General features: G+C 62.2%; 8 protein-coding genes and 1 tRNA gene. 4 read left to right on the forward strand and 5 right to left on the reverse strand.

What is annotated here, in order from left to right; translation table 11 throughout:
* Positions 1 to 118 precede the first annotated feature (118 nt).
* From OPV09_RS18945 to OPV09_RS18960, 4 genes are all read left to right on the forward strand, one after another.
* Complete coding sequence (locus OPV09_RS18945; protein WP_338682313.1) at positions 119 to 2,404, forward strand: TonB-dependent receptor; 2,286 nt, start codon at positions 119 to 121, stop codon at positions 2,402 to 2,404.
* Between the two features lie 82 nt (positions 2,405 to 2,486).
* Positions 2,487 to 2,573 (forward strand) — tRNA-Leu (locus tag OPV09_RS18950).
* 1,518 nt (positions 2,574 to 4,091) lie between these two features.
* Positions 4,092 to 6,359, forward strand: coding sequence for a phosphocholine-specific phospholipase C (locus tag OPV09_RS18955; RefSeq protein ID WP_072453218.1), 2,268 nt, complete (start codon positions 4,092 to 4,094; stop codon positions 6,357 to 6,359).
* Between the two features lie 260 nt (positions 6,360 to 6,619).
* On the forward strand, positions 6,620 to 11,662 hold the full coding sequence (locus tag OPV09_RS18960; protein WP_338679105.1) for a diguanylate cyclase domain-containing protein: 5,043 nt from the start codon (positions 6,620 to 6,622) through the stop codon (positions 11,660 to 11,662).
* 27 nt (positions 11,663 to 11,689) lie between these two features.
* On the opposite strand, the gene OPV09_RS18965 is transcribed toward OPV09_RS18960, so the two are convergent.
* The 5 genes from OPV09_RS18965 to OPV09_RS18985 all read right to left on the reverse strand — a co-directional run bounded on the left by OPV09_RS18965 (position 11,690) and on the right by OPV09_RS18985 (position 15,242).
* Complete coding sequence (locus OPV09_RS18965; protein ID WP_338679106.1) at positions 11,690 to 13,189, reverse strand: nucleobase:cation symporter-2 family protein; 1,500 nt, start codon at positions 13,187 to 13,189, stop codon at positions 11,690 to 11,692.
* Positions 13,190 to 13,688: 499 nt separating this feature from the next.
* Complete coding sequence (locus OPV09_RS18970) at positions 13,689 to 13,850, reverse strand: hypothetical protein (RefSeq protein ID WP_161781485.1); 162 nt, start codon at positions 13,848 to 13,850, stop codon at positions 13,689 to 13,691.
* 128 nt (positions 13,851 to 13,978) lie between these two features.
* Complete coding sequence (locus tag OPV09_RS18975) at positions 13,979 to 14,305, reverse strand: hypothetical protein (RefSeq protein ID WP_319991221.1); 327 nt, start codon at positions 14,303 to 14,305, stop codon at positions 13,979 to 13,981.
* Positions 14,302 to 14,799, reverse strand: coding sequence for a glycoside hydrolase family 19 protein (locus OPV09_RS18980; RefSeq protein WP_034751859.1), 498 nt, complete (start codon positions 14,797 to 14,799; stop codon positions 14,302 to 14,304). The genes OPV09_RS18975 and OPV09_RS18980 overlap by 4 nt, the downstream gene beginning before the upstream one ends.
* Before the next feature lie 14 nt (positions 14,800 to 14,813).
* Complete coding sequence (locus OPV09_RS18985; RefSeq protein WP_331776196.1) at positions 14,814 to 15,242, reverse strand: hypothetical protein; 429 nt, start codon at positions 15,240 to 15,242, stop codon at positions 14,814 to 14,816.
* Positions 15,243 to 15,247 lie beyond the last annotated feature (5 nt).

Below are 15,247 nucleotides of genomic sequence, written 5' to 3' on the forward strand. Positions count from 1 at the left end.
CGCCGCTGGAAAATGGCATGAATACCAAAACTTTCCGTGCTAGCATGATTTTTCGTTCAGCTGGCCAGCGCCAGCTTGCATGCCCCCAACAACCTCGACCGACAGGAGCCGTTTCATGATGACACCGCATGCCAGCACAGTACGCCACACCCTGATTGCCCTGGCAATCGCTGCCGCCTTCCCCTTGCAGGCGATGGCACAGGACAACATCCCGGCGCCGGCCGCCGACGCCCCTGCCGCTCCGGCGGCACAGGCCGGTCCTGGCCAGCTGGAAACGGTGATCGTGACGGCACAGCGGCGCGCGGAAAATATCAAGGATGTACCCATGTCCATCGCCACCCTGAAGGGCGACAAGCTCGACACCCTGACGGCCGGCGGCGCCGACATCCGCTTCCTCAACAGCCGCTCGCCCAGCGTGTCCGTCGAATCGGATTACGGCCGCACCTTCCCCCGCTTCTACATTCGCGGCCTGGGCAATACCGACTTCGACCTGAACGCCTCGCAACCGGTGGGCCTGGTGATGGATGACGTGGTACAGGAAAACGCCATGCTCAAGGGTTTTCCCGTGTTTGACGTCGACCAGGTCGAGGTGCTGCGCGGCCCGCAAGGCACGCTGTTCGGCCGCAACTCGCCGGCCGGCGTGATCAAGTTCGATTCCGCCAAGCCCGTCTTCAAGACGGAAGGCTACCTGAGCGGCGGCTTCGGCAAGGATGGCATGAAGAACCTGGAAGGCGCCTTCAACGTGCCCGTCAGCGACACCGTCGCCCTGCGCTTTTCCGGCCAGACGCAACGCCGCGACGAGCGCGTGCACAACCCGCGCCCCACCGGCACGCGCGACTTCGAAGGCTATGAAGACAGCGCCGCCCGTCTGCAGGTGCTGGTCAAGCCCACGCGCGACTTCAGCGCCCTGTTCAACGTGCATGCGCGCAACCTCGATGGCACGGCCACTTTGTTCCGCGCGAATATCCTGAAACAGGGCACCAATGACCTGGTCGACGGCTTTGATTACGATAACTACCCGACCGACGGCATCAACCGCCAGCACCTGAAAACCAAGGGCGGCAGCATGCGCCTGAAATGGGACTTGCCGGGCGTCACCCTGCATTCGATCACCGGCTACGAAAAACTCGATTTCTTCAGCCGCGCCGACGTCGACGGCGGCTATGGCGCCGTGTACGCGCCGCCGATGGGCCCCGGCTTCATCCCCTTCGTCGTGGAAACGGCCGACGTCATCCCCAACCACAAGCAGATTTCGCAGGAATTCCGCGCCGAGTCGTCTGCCCGCGGCCCGCTGCAATGGATAGGCGGCCTGTTCTATTTCAAGGAAGATATCCAGATCGACAGCATCGGCTTCAACAGCCTGGCGCCCGGCAATCCGCAAAGCCCGAACTACGCGACGCAAAACCAGAGCTCGAAGTCGTACGCGGCCTTCGGCTCGCTCAACTACACGGTCTCGGACGCCCTGAAACTGCGCGCCGGCCTGCGCTACACGACCGACAAGAAGGATTTCTCGGCCAAGCGCGTGGAAGCGACCACGGCCGGCCCCTTCAACCTCAACGACACGTCGCACAACGTCAGCTGGGACTTGAGCGGCACCTATGTGCTCACGCCGGAAACGAATGCCTACGCGCGCATCGCCACCGGCTACCGCGCGCCGTCGATGCAGGGACGCCTGAACGGCCTGGCCGACCGCCCTTCGTTTGCGGGCGCCGAGAAAGCCTTGTCCGTCGAGGCGGGCATCAAGCAGGATCTGTTCGACAAACGCGCACGCCTGAGCCTGGCCGTGTTCCAGTACCGCGTCAAGGACAAGCAACTGACGGCCGGCAGCGGCGCTGTCAACATGAACCAGCTGATCAACGCCGACAAGGCCACGGGCCGTGGCGTGGAACTCGATTTCCAGGCTAACCTCAGCGATTCGCTCAGCATGACCCTGGGCGGCAGCTACAACCACACGGAAATCCAGGACAAGAAGCTGTTCGTGCAAAGCTGCGGCAATGCGCAAAACAACCCGGCCAGCGGCTGCACCGTCACCGACCCGCTGGGCCCGTTCAAGGGTACGGCCTACATCGACGGCAACCCGCTGCCCCGCGCGCCGGAATGGCAGACCAACTTCACCCTGAAGTACAGCATTCCCCTCGCCAATGGCGAGTTCTACGCCTACACGGACTGGGCCTACCGCACCAGCTACAACTTCTTCCTGTATGAAGCGAAGGAATACAAGGCCAAGGAACTGCTCGAAGGCGGCTTGCGCGTCGGCTACAAATGGGACAAATACGAGCTCTCCGCATACGGCCGCAACATCACCAACCAGGTCCAGTCGCTGGGAGCGATCGATTTCGACAACCTGACGGGCATCGTCAACGAACCGCGCACGTATGGGGTGCAGTTCAAGGCGACGTTCTGACGGCGGGTAGATAAACCGGACAGCGTGGCTCAGGCACAAGATGGCGTGATGCACATCACCTGTGCTAGAATCTCGCCGCGCTGCCCGGATGGTGAAACTGGTAGACACTGGAGACTTAAAATCTCCCGCCTGTAAGGGCGTGCCGGTTCGATTCCGGCTCCGGGCACCAGCGCACAGAATTTGGAAACGTCAGAAAAGCCATTAACTCCCAAGGGGTTAGTGGTTTTTTTTCGCCCTGGCATTTCTCTTAATCGAGAGTAAACCCGGCAAAAGCCAGCGGCTAACAATTCTTATCAAAATCGCCTCGATCGGAAGGAAGTTGTGGTCCAGAAGCGCAACTCTACGAAGTACGGGGCCGCCGGAGCAGCAAGCATCTCAGGCCATAAATTACGACGCGCAGGCGGTTTTGACAAGCGTTCTATGCGAGATAGGATTCATTATCAACCATGCAAGTTATGAATTATTGAAATTTAAACTATATGCGCATGCTAAATTGATTCGATCTTCTTGAGGCAAAGAGCGCAATCGAGATGACGCACTCCGCTTCTTTGGAGAAAATCAAAGGAATTTGCAATATTAAGTTTTCAACAGAACATATTGCGCCAAATTATCCATGGCCTTGCTGCGGAAATGAATGCTCGAATTGGTCGGGATAGACGATAAATCAGTACCACTTATTAACCGACGCAAGACCTTGCCAAACGCGGCAAACCGGTCCGCAAGTGTGGAGGAAATGAAGGATCAGGTCATTTTTCATCTACTGCCGGCGCTTCGCAGTGGTCAAGTGGCATGAGGCGCCATGATGGTTTCCATGCTAAAGAGCTGCTTTACATCAACATTGTGGATTGCCGCAAGAATAGACTCCAATGCAGAACGCAGTAATTATATGCATGGCGAGCCGGTGCTTCTATTTCGGTTGATTGCACATCCCAACAAACGTCATTCTCATTACCATATGTCAGGCATTTTTCCTGCGGGTCTACCCACTCATCTTCCTGGATGAAATTTAGAGATTTCATTCAGTTTTCTTAAGGAAGCATTGATTATTTCACCGGTCGCCATTCCCTACGACGCATTGATCTGAGACAATATCGATATCACAATAGGCCGCCATTGATCATGCAAAAAAGCTTTTCCGACCTTGAATACGCCGCCCAAAAAAAACTGCCCCGGCGAATGACTCGCCGTTCGACCATTTGGCACGTCAACCTCGCCAGGAAAGGGAATTGATCAGCATTTCCCTGGCTAACGGTATTGCGGTGCAAAGCAAATACCCATGAACAAACTTGCGACAGTGGCCAAGACTGGGTAATCACACGATGCACCCAGGCAGGTCGTTGCGTTTGCAATCAACTTTTTGCGTACTCAAATGAAAAAAACTTTTGCAACCTTGTGCCTTTCGCGTGACCGCTTCCAGCGCGTATTGCCATTGTCACTGCTATGCGCACTCGCAGCCTGTGGCGGCGGAGGCGGAACTTCGGCGTCGACCCCAGCTCCGATCCTGGTTCCGGGCACGACTCCGTCAACATGCGAGAAATCGCAGTGCGCCCCCTCTCCCTGACGCCATGAACGCGAATCGTCCGATTGGCATCCAGGATAGACGTGCCAGCCCGCGTCAGCTTCGCCAAGCAACCTTTGCCACCTGATCATCTATCCACCAAACATCGCGCCCTGCAGCCACTCCACCATGTCCACAAACAATTCCAAACGCACGTTCCTGCGTAATTCGTTCGGTACGATGGCGTCTATTGCCGCATTGTCCGCATTCCCACCGGCAATCCGTCGTGCCCTGGCGATCGAAGCCAACAACGTCACCGGGACGATCAAGGATGTTCAACATGTCGTCATGATCATGTTGGAAAACCGCTCATTCGACAGCCACTTCGGAACCTTCAAGGGCGTTCGGGGATACGGTGACCGGTTCGCAGCACCATCGCCGAACGGGTACAACATCATGTACCAGACCTATACTCAGGCAAAACCTGCCGGAACGTATATTCCCTTCCGCCTTGATGAAACAAAGGGCAATGCGCAACGCGCCGGCAGCACACCACACACATGGGCCGACTCGCAGGCAGCGTGGGACCACGGCCGGATGAATCGTTGGCCAGACGCCAAAGGCCCCTTGTCCATGGGATATTTCGATACAGCGGAAGTGCCGTTTCAACGCGCGCTAGCCGATGCCTTTACCGTCTGTGACCACTATCACTGTGGCATGCACACGGGGACAATTGCAAACCGGCTATTCTATTTTACGGGCACAAACGGCCCCAACGGCCGGAGCCCCATCGATGGCAAAAAAGTGGAGATCGCTGTACTCAACAACCAGTACAACGGAGGCAATGACATCGGGCCTTCGAGCGAAGGATGGACTTGGACCACCTATGCAGACCGCCTGGAAAAGGCCGGGGTCCGTTGGAAGGTCTACCAGAGTCTGATCGACAACTTTGGTTGCAATGAGATGATGAGTTTTCGCCACTGGCGCGCTGAAATTGAAAAACTGCCCGCCAGTCGCCGTCCACTCCATGTTTCCGCAGTCGACATCACCCAGGATGTCACCCGCGCAGGTCCATTCTATGAATCCAGCATCGACGACGCCCTCAGCCCGTTGGCGAAGGGATTCCACAACACCATGCCCCATGGCTTTCTGGAAACCTTCCGCGAAGACATCAACAAAGGCAAGCTGCCAGCCGTTTCATGGATCATTGCACCTTCGGCCTACAGCGAGCATCCTGAGTGTTCCAGTCCTGCCCAGGGCGGCTGGTATGTCCAGCAGGTTCTCGATGCGCTCACGGCGAATCCGGATGTATGGAGCAAGACCGTTCTGCTGATCAATTTCGACGAGAACGACGGTTTCTTCGACCACCTGCCACCGCCGTGCGCACCATCGGTCAATCCTGACGGCAGCGTCGCAGGTGCCACCACGCTCAGCAAGGCCGACATCGCGGCCGAGTACCACAACCACAAGCCGGCAACCAATCTTCAACCGGGCATTGATGGCCGGCCATATGGGCCAGGACTGCGTGTGCCGATGTGGGTCGTTTCACCGTGGAGCCGTGGCGGCTGGGTCAACTCGCAGGTCTTCGACCATACCTCCGTGCTGCAATTTCTCGAGAAGCGGTTCGGCGTCCTCGAGCCACAGATCAGCGCTTACCGGCGTGCCGTCTGTGGTGACCTGACCTCCTGCTTTAATTTTGTCAACCCGAATGCGGGGGCGTTGCCAACGCTCACCGGGCATGGCAGCAAAGCAGATGTCGACGCGCTGGCACTAAGCCAGAGCACTGCCCGCACGCTGGCGAGACCGTTGGCGTCTACAACATCGAGGTTACCCGTGCAGGCTGGTGGTACCCGTCCATCGCGTGCCCTGCCGTATGTACTGCATGTGACGGCCCGCGCCGACTCAGGCGCAAAAAAAGTGACGCTGGTGTTTGCCAACGACAGCGGCAACCAGGCCGGCGCGGTGTTCCATGTGTATGACGAGCTGCATCTCGACCGGATCCCGCGGCGCTATGTCGTAGAGGCCGGAAAGACACTGGAGGGAAGTTGGGAAGTTGCGTCCGATGGGGGAGCGTACCGCCTGTGGGTGCTCGGCCCCAACGGCTTCCACCGCCACTTTATTGGCGACCTCAAGGAACAGGGCGATCCGAGAGGCCCGGAAATTCAGGCCTGCTATATGACGTGCAGCCCTACTGAACTCGCGCTCAAACTGCACAACAAAAGCAGCGCGCGCTGCTCATTCATAGTAGCGGCAGAAGCATATCGAAGCGACGGTCCCTGGATGGTAGAGGTACCCGCCGGCGAGGTGAGAACGCTTAACTGGTCGTTGGCCGACAGCGGCAACTGGTATGACTTCTCGATTACCTGCAGTACTCAGAAGACTTTCCGGCGCCGTGTCGCAGGGCGAATCGAGAATGGCAAGGATTCCGTGAGCGACCCGTCGCTGGGAGTTTCATAGCTCAAAAATTGATCCTGAAGGTGCAAATAAGACTGCGGCGTATACCCCACCCGGTACGGGGATGCGCCGCAAGTTCGTACTGTCATCACGATAAGTTCCCGCCTCCGCACTAACCTCTCCACTGGCATTTTTACAACACCCCCCATCAACCCGCCGTCTCCCCCACGGTTCCCTGCTGATATAATACTTACAATCAAGTAATATTCCGAAATGTGCGCCTTCCGGCTCCCGCAACCGTCTGTGTACTGCTAGCCCAGCCCATGCGCTCCCTTTTCGATCACGAGATCATCAAACAGCTACACAGCGGTGCCCGCTCACGGGTTTACCGCGCCAGGGCTGCGGATGGTGCCGCGCTGATCGTCAAGAAACCCAATCAGCCGTTCCCCTCCTTTCAGCAACTGGCGCAATTCAAGCGCGAGTATGCGATCGCGCGCCGCTGCCGCCATCCTGGCGTGGCGCATCCGCTGGCGCTGCAGCTGCACGGCGGGTGCTGGACGATGGTCCTCGAGGATACTGGCGGCCAGGCGCTCGACCACGTATTGCGCGCGCAGGTGGCGGCGCGCAGGACGCCGTCGCAGCCCGCATTGGCGCTGGACGACTTTTTCGACATCGCGCTGCAACTGTGCGCGGCGCTGGAGGAGGTCCATACGCATGGCGTGATCCACAAGGACATCAATCCCTCCAACCTGGTGTGGAATGGCGAGCGGCGGCGGCTGCAACTGATCGATTTCGGCATCGCCTGCGAACTGCCGTACGAAAGCCACGGCATCGTCAATCTGCAGACGCTGGAAGGCACGCTGCGCTACATGGCGCCGGAACAGACGGGGCGCATGAACCGGCGGGTCGATTGGCGCGCCGATTTCTATGCGCTGGGCGCCACCTTCTACGAACTGCTGGCCGGCCAGGCGCCGTTCGAGACGGGCGACGAGATGGAACTCGTGCACTGCCACATTGCGCGCAGTCCCGACTGGTCGCACCCGGCGCTGGCAAGCCTGCCTGGCCAGCTGCTGCCGATCATCCAGCGGCTGCTGGAAAAAAATGCCGACCAGCGCTACCAGAGCTTGCAGGGCTTGCGCAGCGACCTCGAAGCCTGCCGCGCGCAAGAGCCGGCGCTGTCGCTCAAGCTGTCCGACCACAACGGCCGCTTCCTCGTGCCGCAAACGCTGCATGGGCGCGAGGATGCCATCGCCGAGCTGCTGGCGGCGTTTGAGCGCAGCGCCGCGGGCAGGTGCGAGATGCTGCTGGTGGCCGGCCATTCGGGCATTGGCAAGTCGGCGGTCATCAACGAAGTACAAAAGCCCATCATCGCCCGGCGCGGCTGTTTCCTGTCCGGCAAATTTGACCAGCTACAGCGCGACGTGCCGTATGCCTCGCTGATCCAGGCCTTCCAGGGGCTGGTGCGCCAGCTGCTCGGCCAGCCCGAGGAAACGCTGCGCCAGTGGTCCGCCAAACTGCACCAGGCGCTGGGCAGCGGCATCGGCATGCTGGTCGAGCTGATTCCCCAACTGGCGTTGATCGTCGGCCCCACGGACCCGATCCCCGCGTCGGCGCCGGCACAGGCCCAGCTGCGCCTCGACCGCCTCTTCCCCCGCTTCGTCGAAGTATTCGCCTGCACCGGGCATCCGCTGGTGCTGTTCCTCGACGATCTGCAATGGGCCGATGCGGCCACCTTGCGGATGATCGAACTGCTGATGGTCTCGTGCGACAAGAGCTGCATGCTGTTCATCGGCGCGTACCGCGACAACGAGGTGAGTCCCGCGCATCCACTCATCGCACTGCGCGACAAGCTGCTCGCCCGTGACGTACGTCTGTCGACACTGTCACTGGGCGCACTGACCGAGCCGCAGGTCGCGCAAATGGTCTCGGCCACCGTGCGCGTGGCTGCCACCGACTGCGCGCCACTGACCAGCATTTGCTACCGCAAGACGGCCGGCAATCCGTTTTTCCTCAACCAGTTTCTCGCTTCGCTCAATGAGACGGGCCAGCTGCGCTACCGGGCCACCGACGATTGCTGGGACTGGGACTTGCCCGCGATAGAACAGGCCAGATATACCGACAACGTGGTCGAGGTGCTGCTGGAGAAAATCCGCCGCCTGCCCATCGCGACGCAGCACCTGCTGCAACTGGCCGCCTCGTGCGGCAACCGCTTCGCACTCGACACGCTCGCGCTGGCAGTGGACCGCGCGCCCCGGAAAACGCAGCAAGACCTGTGGCCGGCGCTCAGTGCAGGCTTGATCCAGCCGCTCGACGAACGCTATAAATACGTGAGTGGCGACACCGATGCGGCCAACAGCGGCGTCAGTTACCGCTTCCTGCATGACCGGGTGCAGCAGGCCGCCTACCTGGTCGCTGACGACGATGCGCGCGCGGCCAACCATCTTCTCATCGGCCGCCTGCTCCTGCGGCATGCGACGCCGGAGCGTCGGGACGAGACACTGTTCGAGATCGTCGAGCAGCTCAATGCCGGCCGCGCGCTGATCAACGATGCGGACGAGCGCGCGCAGCTGGCGATGCTCAATCTCCAGGCCGGCGTCAAGGCACGGCGCTCCGCCGCATTCCAGTCCACGCTGGAGCACATGCGCACCGGTCTCGACCTGCTGTCGGCGCAGGCATGGAGCGTCCACGCCGACCTCTGGCTCGACCTGCAGCTGGGCGCGGCCGAAGCGGCCTATTTGTGCGGCCAGTTCGATGCGGCCGAGGCGATCTACCCGCAGGTGCGCGCCCGTACCCTGATTCCCTTGCTGCAGGTGCGCTGCATTGCCATCCAGGCGCACCAGTATCAATTGCAGGGCCGCCTGCTCGACGCCATTGCCGTCCAGCGCGACGGCCTGGCGCTGCTGCACATTGACATTCCGCACGATGTGACGCAGATGAAGGCGCGCTTCGCCGATATCCTCGCCGACATCGGGCGGCAGCCCGGCGCGCAGGCGCCCGACACCTTGCTGGCGGCCGATGAGATGTGCGAGCCGGACGCGGTGGCCGCGATGCAGATGATGCAGGGCCTGTGGATGGCCAGCTATTACGCCGGCCAGCAGGATCTCAGCGCGCTGATGGTGGTGTCGATGACGCGGCTGTCCATACAGCGGGGGAACAGCGATTTCAGCGCCGTCGCCTATGTCGGCTACGCGATGATGGTGGCGCTGTACAGCGGCGACATCGCGCGCGGCTACGCCTTCGGCGCGATGGCGATGGCGCTGGCCAGGCGCCGTGCCAACCTGCAGACGCGCACGCTCACGGGCCTGATGTTCGGCGCGCTCAGCAACCACTGGACGCAGCCGCTGCGCAGCTCCGACGCCCTGTACGAAGAAGCGTTTGGCTGGGCGCTGGAAATCGCCGATTTCGTGCAGGTCGGCGTGGTGGCGGCCGTGCGCGCCACCGACCGGCTCATCCTCGGCGACTACCTGCCACACCTGATGCACGACATCGAGCATGACTTGGCGCTGATGCGCGCCAACGGCCAGCAGGCGATGGCCGATTGCTGCGTCGCCGCCGCGATCCAGCCGATCAAGTGCCTGATGGGTCTCCTGCCCCGCCACGACAGCTACGACGATGGGGCCTTCAGCGAGGCGCGCTTCCTCGATCAGTATGGCGGCTCGCACCTGTACCGCGCCTACTTCTTGCAGGGGAAGATACGCAACGCCTACCTGTTCGACGGCGCCGACGCCGAACAGCTAGCCGGCCAGCTCGGCAACGTCACCCAGATCATGCGCGGCCAGGCCAAGGTTGTCGAGTGCAGCTTCTACGCCGCGCTGATCCTGATCCGTGCCTTGCGGCGCGATCCTGCGCGCCCCGATGCGGGCGATATGCTGACCGTGATCGGCACGCTGCAGGCGAGTCTCGCCAAATGGGCCAAACAAGGCTCGGACAACAGCAAAGCCAAACACCTGCTGGTGCAGGCCGAGATGGCACGCTACCGGGAAGAGCTGCAACTGGCCACACGTTATTATCAACAGGCGATCGACGCGGCAGGCCTGGCCGGCTACGTCAACATGCAAGCGCTGGGCAATGAACTGTGCGGCGAATGCTGGTTCGACCAGGGACATGCGCGCGTGGCCGGCGTCTTTATCCAGGACGCCATCGCGCATTACGGCCAGTGGGGTGCGCAGGGCAAAGTGGCGCAGCTGCATGCGCGCCACGGCGTACTGTTGTCAAGGATGGAAGGCCGCAGCACGCAGCGGCATTCTGTCTCCCACACGCACGGCAGTTCCGCGCTCGACCTCGTGTCGCTGCTGAAGGCATCGCAGATCCTGTCGAACGAGGTGGGCCTGCGCAAGGTGCTGACACGCCTCATTGCCATCGTATGCGAAAACGCCGGTGCGCAGGTGGCGCGCCTGCTGCTGCTGTCCGAAGGCAGCTACCAGCTGGAGGCCAATATCGATGGCGATGGCGTCACCGTTTTGCAATCGCGCCAGCTCGACCTGAGCGCCGCCAGCGACCCGCAGTTCCCGCTATCGCTGCTGCGCTACGTCGTGCGCACCGGTGCCGAGGTGATCGAAGACTGCATCACGGGCGCTTCGCGCTTTGCCGCCGACCCGTACGTGCAGTTGCACCTGCCGCGCGCCGTCATGTGCCTGCCGATCCGGCACGGCGGCCAGATCGGCGGCATCCTGTACTTCGAGAACAGGCTTGCCGACGCCTCGTTCACGGAAGAACGCGTGGCGTTCCTGCGCATGCTTGGCGCGCAGGCGATGATCTCGATTTCCAGCGCCAGGCTGCATGACAGTCTCGAACGGCGCGTTGCCGAACGCACGGAACAGCTGGAGGACGCCAACCGCAAGCTGGCGACCCTGTCCATCACCGACGGCCTGACGGGCCTGGCGAACCGGCGCCATTTCGACGACGTGCTGCGCGCCGAATGTGCGCGTGCCACGCGCGTCGGCCAGCCGCTTGCCGTCGTCATGCTCGACGTCGACTATTTCAAGCGCTTCAACGACCGTCACGGCCACCAGGCCGGCGACGCATGCCTGATCCGGGTCGCGCAGGCGCTGGCGGCCGGCATGCGGCGCGCGGGCGACCTGACGGCGCGCTACGGCGGCGAAGAATTTTCGATCGTGCTGCCAAACACCGGGGCGGACGAAGCGCGCCAGATCGGCGAAGCGCTACGGCGCGCCATCGAAGAGCTGGGCATCGCCCACGTGAACGCGGATGCACTGCAGGTAACGATCAGCGTCGGCATCGCGGTCCAGTCGGCACCGGGTGCCGCCGATCCGGACGCCCTGCTGCGCCTGGCCGATGCCGCGCTGTACTACGCCAAGGATGCGGGGCGCAATTGCGTGGTGCTGAGAATTCTGCCGCCTGGCTAATCCGCGTTCACGGCGTGGGGCGACTCCTCAATCGCTGCCATGGCTGTTCTCGCGCGCCTGCTCCTGCGCCTTTTCCTGCGACACCAATCCATTGAAGAACAGATTGAGCAGCACGGCAACGATGGCGGCCAGCAGGATGCCGCTGTGCAGCAGCGGCGACAGGGCTTTCGGCATGTGCTGCGCGTACTGTTCCGCCACCAGCGGCAGCATGCCGAAGCCGATCGACAGGGCTACGATGAACAGGTTGTTGCGGTTGCTCTTGTAGTCGACGCCGGCCAGGATGCGGATGCCCGTGGCGGCAACCATGCCGAACATTACCAGCCCCGCCCCGCCTAGCACGAACGCCGGCACGGCTTCGGCCGTCTGCGCAACCTTCGGTATCACACCCATGACCAGCAGGATGACGCCGGCCGCCACGCAGACCCAGCGGCTGCGCACGCCCGTCACGCCCACCAGGCCCACGTTTTGCGAGAACGAGGTGTACGGGAAGGTATTGAAGATACCCCCGATCAAGGTGCCCAGGCCATCGACGCGCAAGCCGCGGCTGATGTCGGCCTGCTCGATGCGCTTGCCAGTCATCTCGCCCAAGGCCAAAAACATGCCCAGCGACTCGATCATGACGACGATCATCACCAGGCTCATGGTGACGATGGCCACCACGTCGAAAGTCGGCATGCCAAACTGAAACGGCGTGACGATGGCAAAAGCCTTGGCGCTGGCCACCTTGGCGAAATCGGCCTTGCCCAGCGCAAACGACAGGGCCGTGCCGGCGATGATGCCGATCAACACGGCGATATTCGACAGGAAACCGCGGCCATACTTGGCCACCAACAAGATGACGGCCAGCACGAAGAAGGCGATGCCCATGTTGTCCAGCGCGCCATAGCCGGGGTTGGCGATCATGGGCACTGGGCCGGCCGGCGCGGGCAAGCCGGCCGCCGTGGCGGCCGCGGCCATTTTGACGAAAGCGGGATCGGCGATCTGCGCCATGGCGGGCGGCCCGCCCATGGCCCAGTTCACGCCCACGCGCATCAGCGACACGCCGATCACGGCGATGATGCTGCCGGTAACCACGGGCGGAAACAGCGCCAGCAATCGACTGATGAAGGGCGCGATCAGCATCGAGACGACGCCGGCGCCGATCACGGCGCCAAAGATGCCCGTGATGCCCAGGGCAGGATTGTTCGCCATGGCCAGCATGGGACTGACGGCGGCAAAGGTGACGCCCATCATGACGGGCAGGCGGATGCCGAAATGCTTGCCTATGCCCAGGGACTGGATCAGGGTCACGAGACCGCAGCAGAACAGGTCGGCACTGATCAGCGCCGCCACCTGCTCGGGCGGCAGCTTGAGGGCGCGCCCGACGATCAGCGGTACGGCGATGGCGCCCGCATACATGACGAGCACGTGCTGCAAGCCCAAGGTAAACAGTTTGCCAGCTGGCAGGATTTCATCGACGGGAGATGGCGCGGCAGGCGTACTGCCGGGCACGCTGCGGTGGATGGATTTCAGACGGGGAGAGGCCATTTACGCTCCACTTCCTGGGTTACCGCGGCCCGGATGGGCGCAGGTGAAAGGGAAAAGCAAGACAGAAACAGGACGGCAGGAACACGACGGTGACGGCTGATGCATGCGAAGCTCCTTGGATGGGACGACCAAGATAGCCATGCATGCTTCGTGCCAGGTGGATTGTATACAGAAATTGTGGCAAAAATCACCAGGGATTGGTCAATTTGACCGTGGATGCACCGTTTTCTCGCATGCCGCCCCGCGCACCTGCACCAGAAGGCGGCAAAGGCGGCGGCACTGGCAGGCCGCTGGTGACTGCTGCTTGGAGTGCCTGTCAATACCTGCTGCCCGTCGTGATTTGCGGCCTGCGATGCTCACTATCTCGGCGGCTCCGTACTTCGTGCAGTTGCGCTTCTTGGGCCAGCAGCGGTGCCAAGCCCTCCTTCCGCCCGCAGCAGTTTTGTTAGTTGCCAGGCATTTTACGCGTTGCCAGGCGTTGTTAGCCTTTGCTAACCGCTTAGCCGCCGCAAGCATCGAGCAGCGATTCCAGCTGGCGTACATGGGCGGCACGCAATTGCTCGCGCGCCAGCAAGGCTTGCACTTGCTCGAAGATGCCGTGCGATGGCACCGTCGGCAAGACGGGCGCGGCGGGGCGCGTGGCTATGCACGGCGCGCTCACGGGCCAAGCTTCCAGCGTCGATGCCGGTGCCCAAGCCGCGCAGCCGGTCAACAAGCTCCCCAGCAATAAAGTAGCTAGCCTGCTGGCGAGGCCGCCTGCATGCCTTTCGGCACCTTCACGCGGCGGCCTCATGGCATTTCGCTGGCGATCAGCGCCTCGGCGGCACGGCAGGCGTCGCCTTCGGGCTGCAGCGCCAGGATACGCGCCGCAGCCGCTTGCGCATCTGCCTGCCCGGCCTGCGCCGTGGCCAGCGCCTGCCCTACCCGCGCTGACCGGCGCGCGCCCTCCTCGCGCATCGCATTCAGGGCCTGGTTCTGGCGCCGCAACACAGCTTGCACCTCCAGCACTTGCGCCGCGCACGCGGCACGGCCCGTTTCGCGACCCCAGCGCTGGGCGCAAAACACGGCTGCCCCCAGCAACAGCAGCATGGCCACAATGCTCAATGACGGCTTCATGCCAGCACCTTGCGCGCTGCCTGGTACAAGGCCAGACGCTCGGCCAGGCCGTTCACGCCGCCGTTGATGCGGCGCGTCACCCGTTCCTGGTCACCCGCGTCGGCCAGGCGGTTCAAGCCGCGCGATTGCCAGAACCAGCCCGCCGAGCGGCAAGCGAAAAACGTCTGCTCCAGCAGTTGCGGCGCCGCCAGCAAATCCAGGCCCAACGCCACACCGCACGCCGCATAGTTGGCGCGCCCCGTCACCTGCAGCAAGCCGCGCCCCTTGAAACGCACACCATCGCCGGCGATCACATTGCCCAGGTCCGCGCGTCCTTCATAGGCCGCACCGCTGGCCAGTTCGCGCACATAGCGCAACTGTCCCGATTCGTGGCCCACCTGCGCCAGGAACGAGGCCCTACGCAGCGGCGTGTCGATACTGAATTCGGCCATCGCCGCATTCAAGGGCGCCAGGAACAGCGTAGCGCGGCGACCGGCCAGCGGCATGATCTGCATCAATTGGGCGCCTGTCACAGCATGCCCCGCACATCCTTGACGGCAGCGGCCGCGTCGGCCGCCAGTTCGCCGATATCCTTGCCGCGTCGCTTATCAAACCAGCGCACGCAGGCACCCAGGACCCACCAGGCAGGCAAGCCGGCCGCCACCATCACTGGGGCGGCGATGAATAAAAACCCCGTGGACGGGTCGCCGCCATACAAACCCGCCACGGTCTTCGCGCTGTCGAACAGGCTGGGCCACCACGACAGCACGACGGCCACCAATACCGGGCCGAGAAAGGTGGAAATGATGATGCTGGAACAAAAACGAATAAATGCCTCCTTGGTGGATCGGGGCCACATGAACATGAAGCCCAGCGACGTGGCGGCGGCGCCGGCCAGCACGGGCACGCCAAACAGTTTGATCAATGCGCCGCCGGCGGCGGTGGTTTCGAGGGCCATGGTTG

Origin of the sequence: Janthinobacterium sp. TB1-E2, assembly GCF_036885605.1 — a bacterium.
Lineage (GTDB): Bacteria > Pseudomonadota > Gammaproteobacteria > Burkholderiales > Burkholderiaceae_D > Janthinobacterium > Janthinobacterium aestuarii.

Coding starts and splice junctions, on each gene's coding strand:
- OPV09_RS18945 (WP_338682313.1), top strand. CDS start 119: ATGACACCGCATGCCAGCACAGTACGCCACACCCTGATTGCCCTGGCA.
- OPV09_RS18955 (WP_072453218.1), top strand. CDS start 4,092: ATGTCCACAAACAATTCCAAACGCACGTTCCTGCGTAATTCGTTCGGT.
- OPV09_RS18960 (WP_338679105.1), top strand. CDS start 6,620: ATGCGCTCCCTTTTCGATCACGAGATCATCAAACAGCTACACAGCGGT.
- OPV09_RS18965 (WP_338679106.1), bottom strand. CDS start 13,189: ATGGCCTCTCCCCGTCTGAAATCCATCCACCGCAGCGTGCCCGGCAGT.
- OPV09_RS18975 (WP_319991221.1), bottom strand. CDS start 14,305: ATGAAGCCGTCATTGAGCATTGTGGCCATGCTGCTGTTGCTGGGGGCA.
- OPV09_RS18980 (WP_034751859.1), bottom strand. CDS start 14,799: ATGCAGATCATGCCGCTGGCCGGTCGCCGCGCTACGCTGTTCCTGGCG.
- OPV09_RS18985 (WP_331776196.1), bottom strand. CDS start 15,242: ATGGCCCTCGAAACCACCGCCGCCGGCGGCGCATTGATCAAACTGTTT.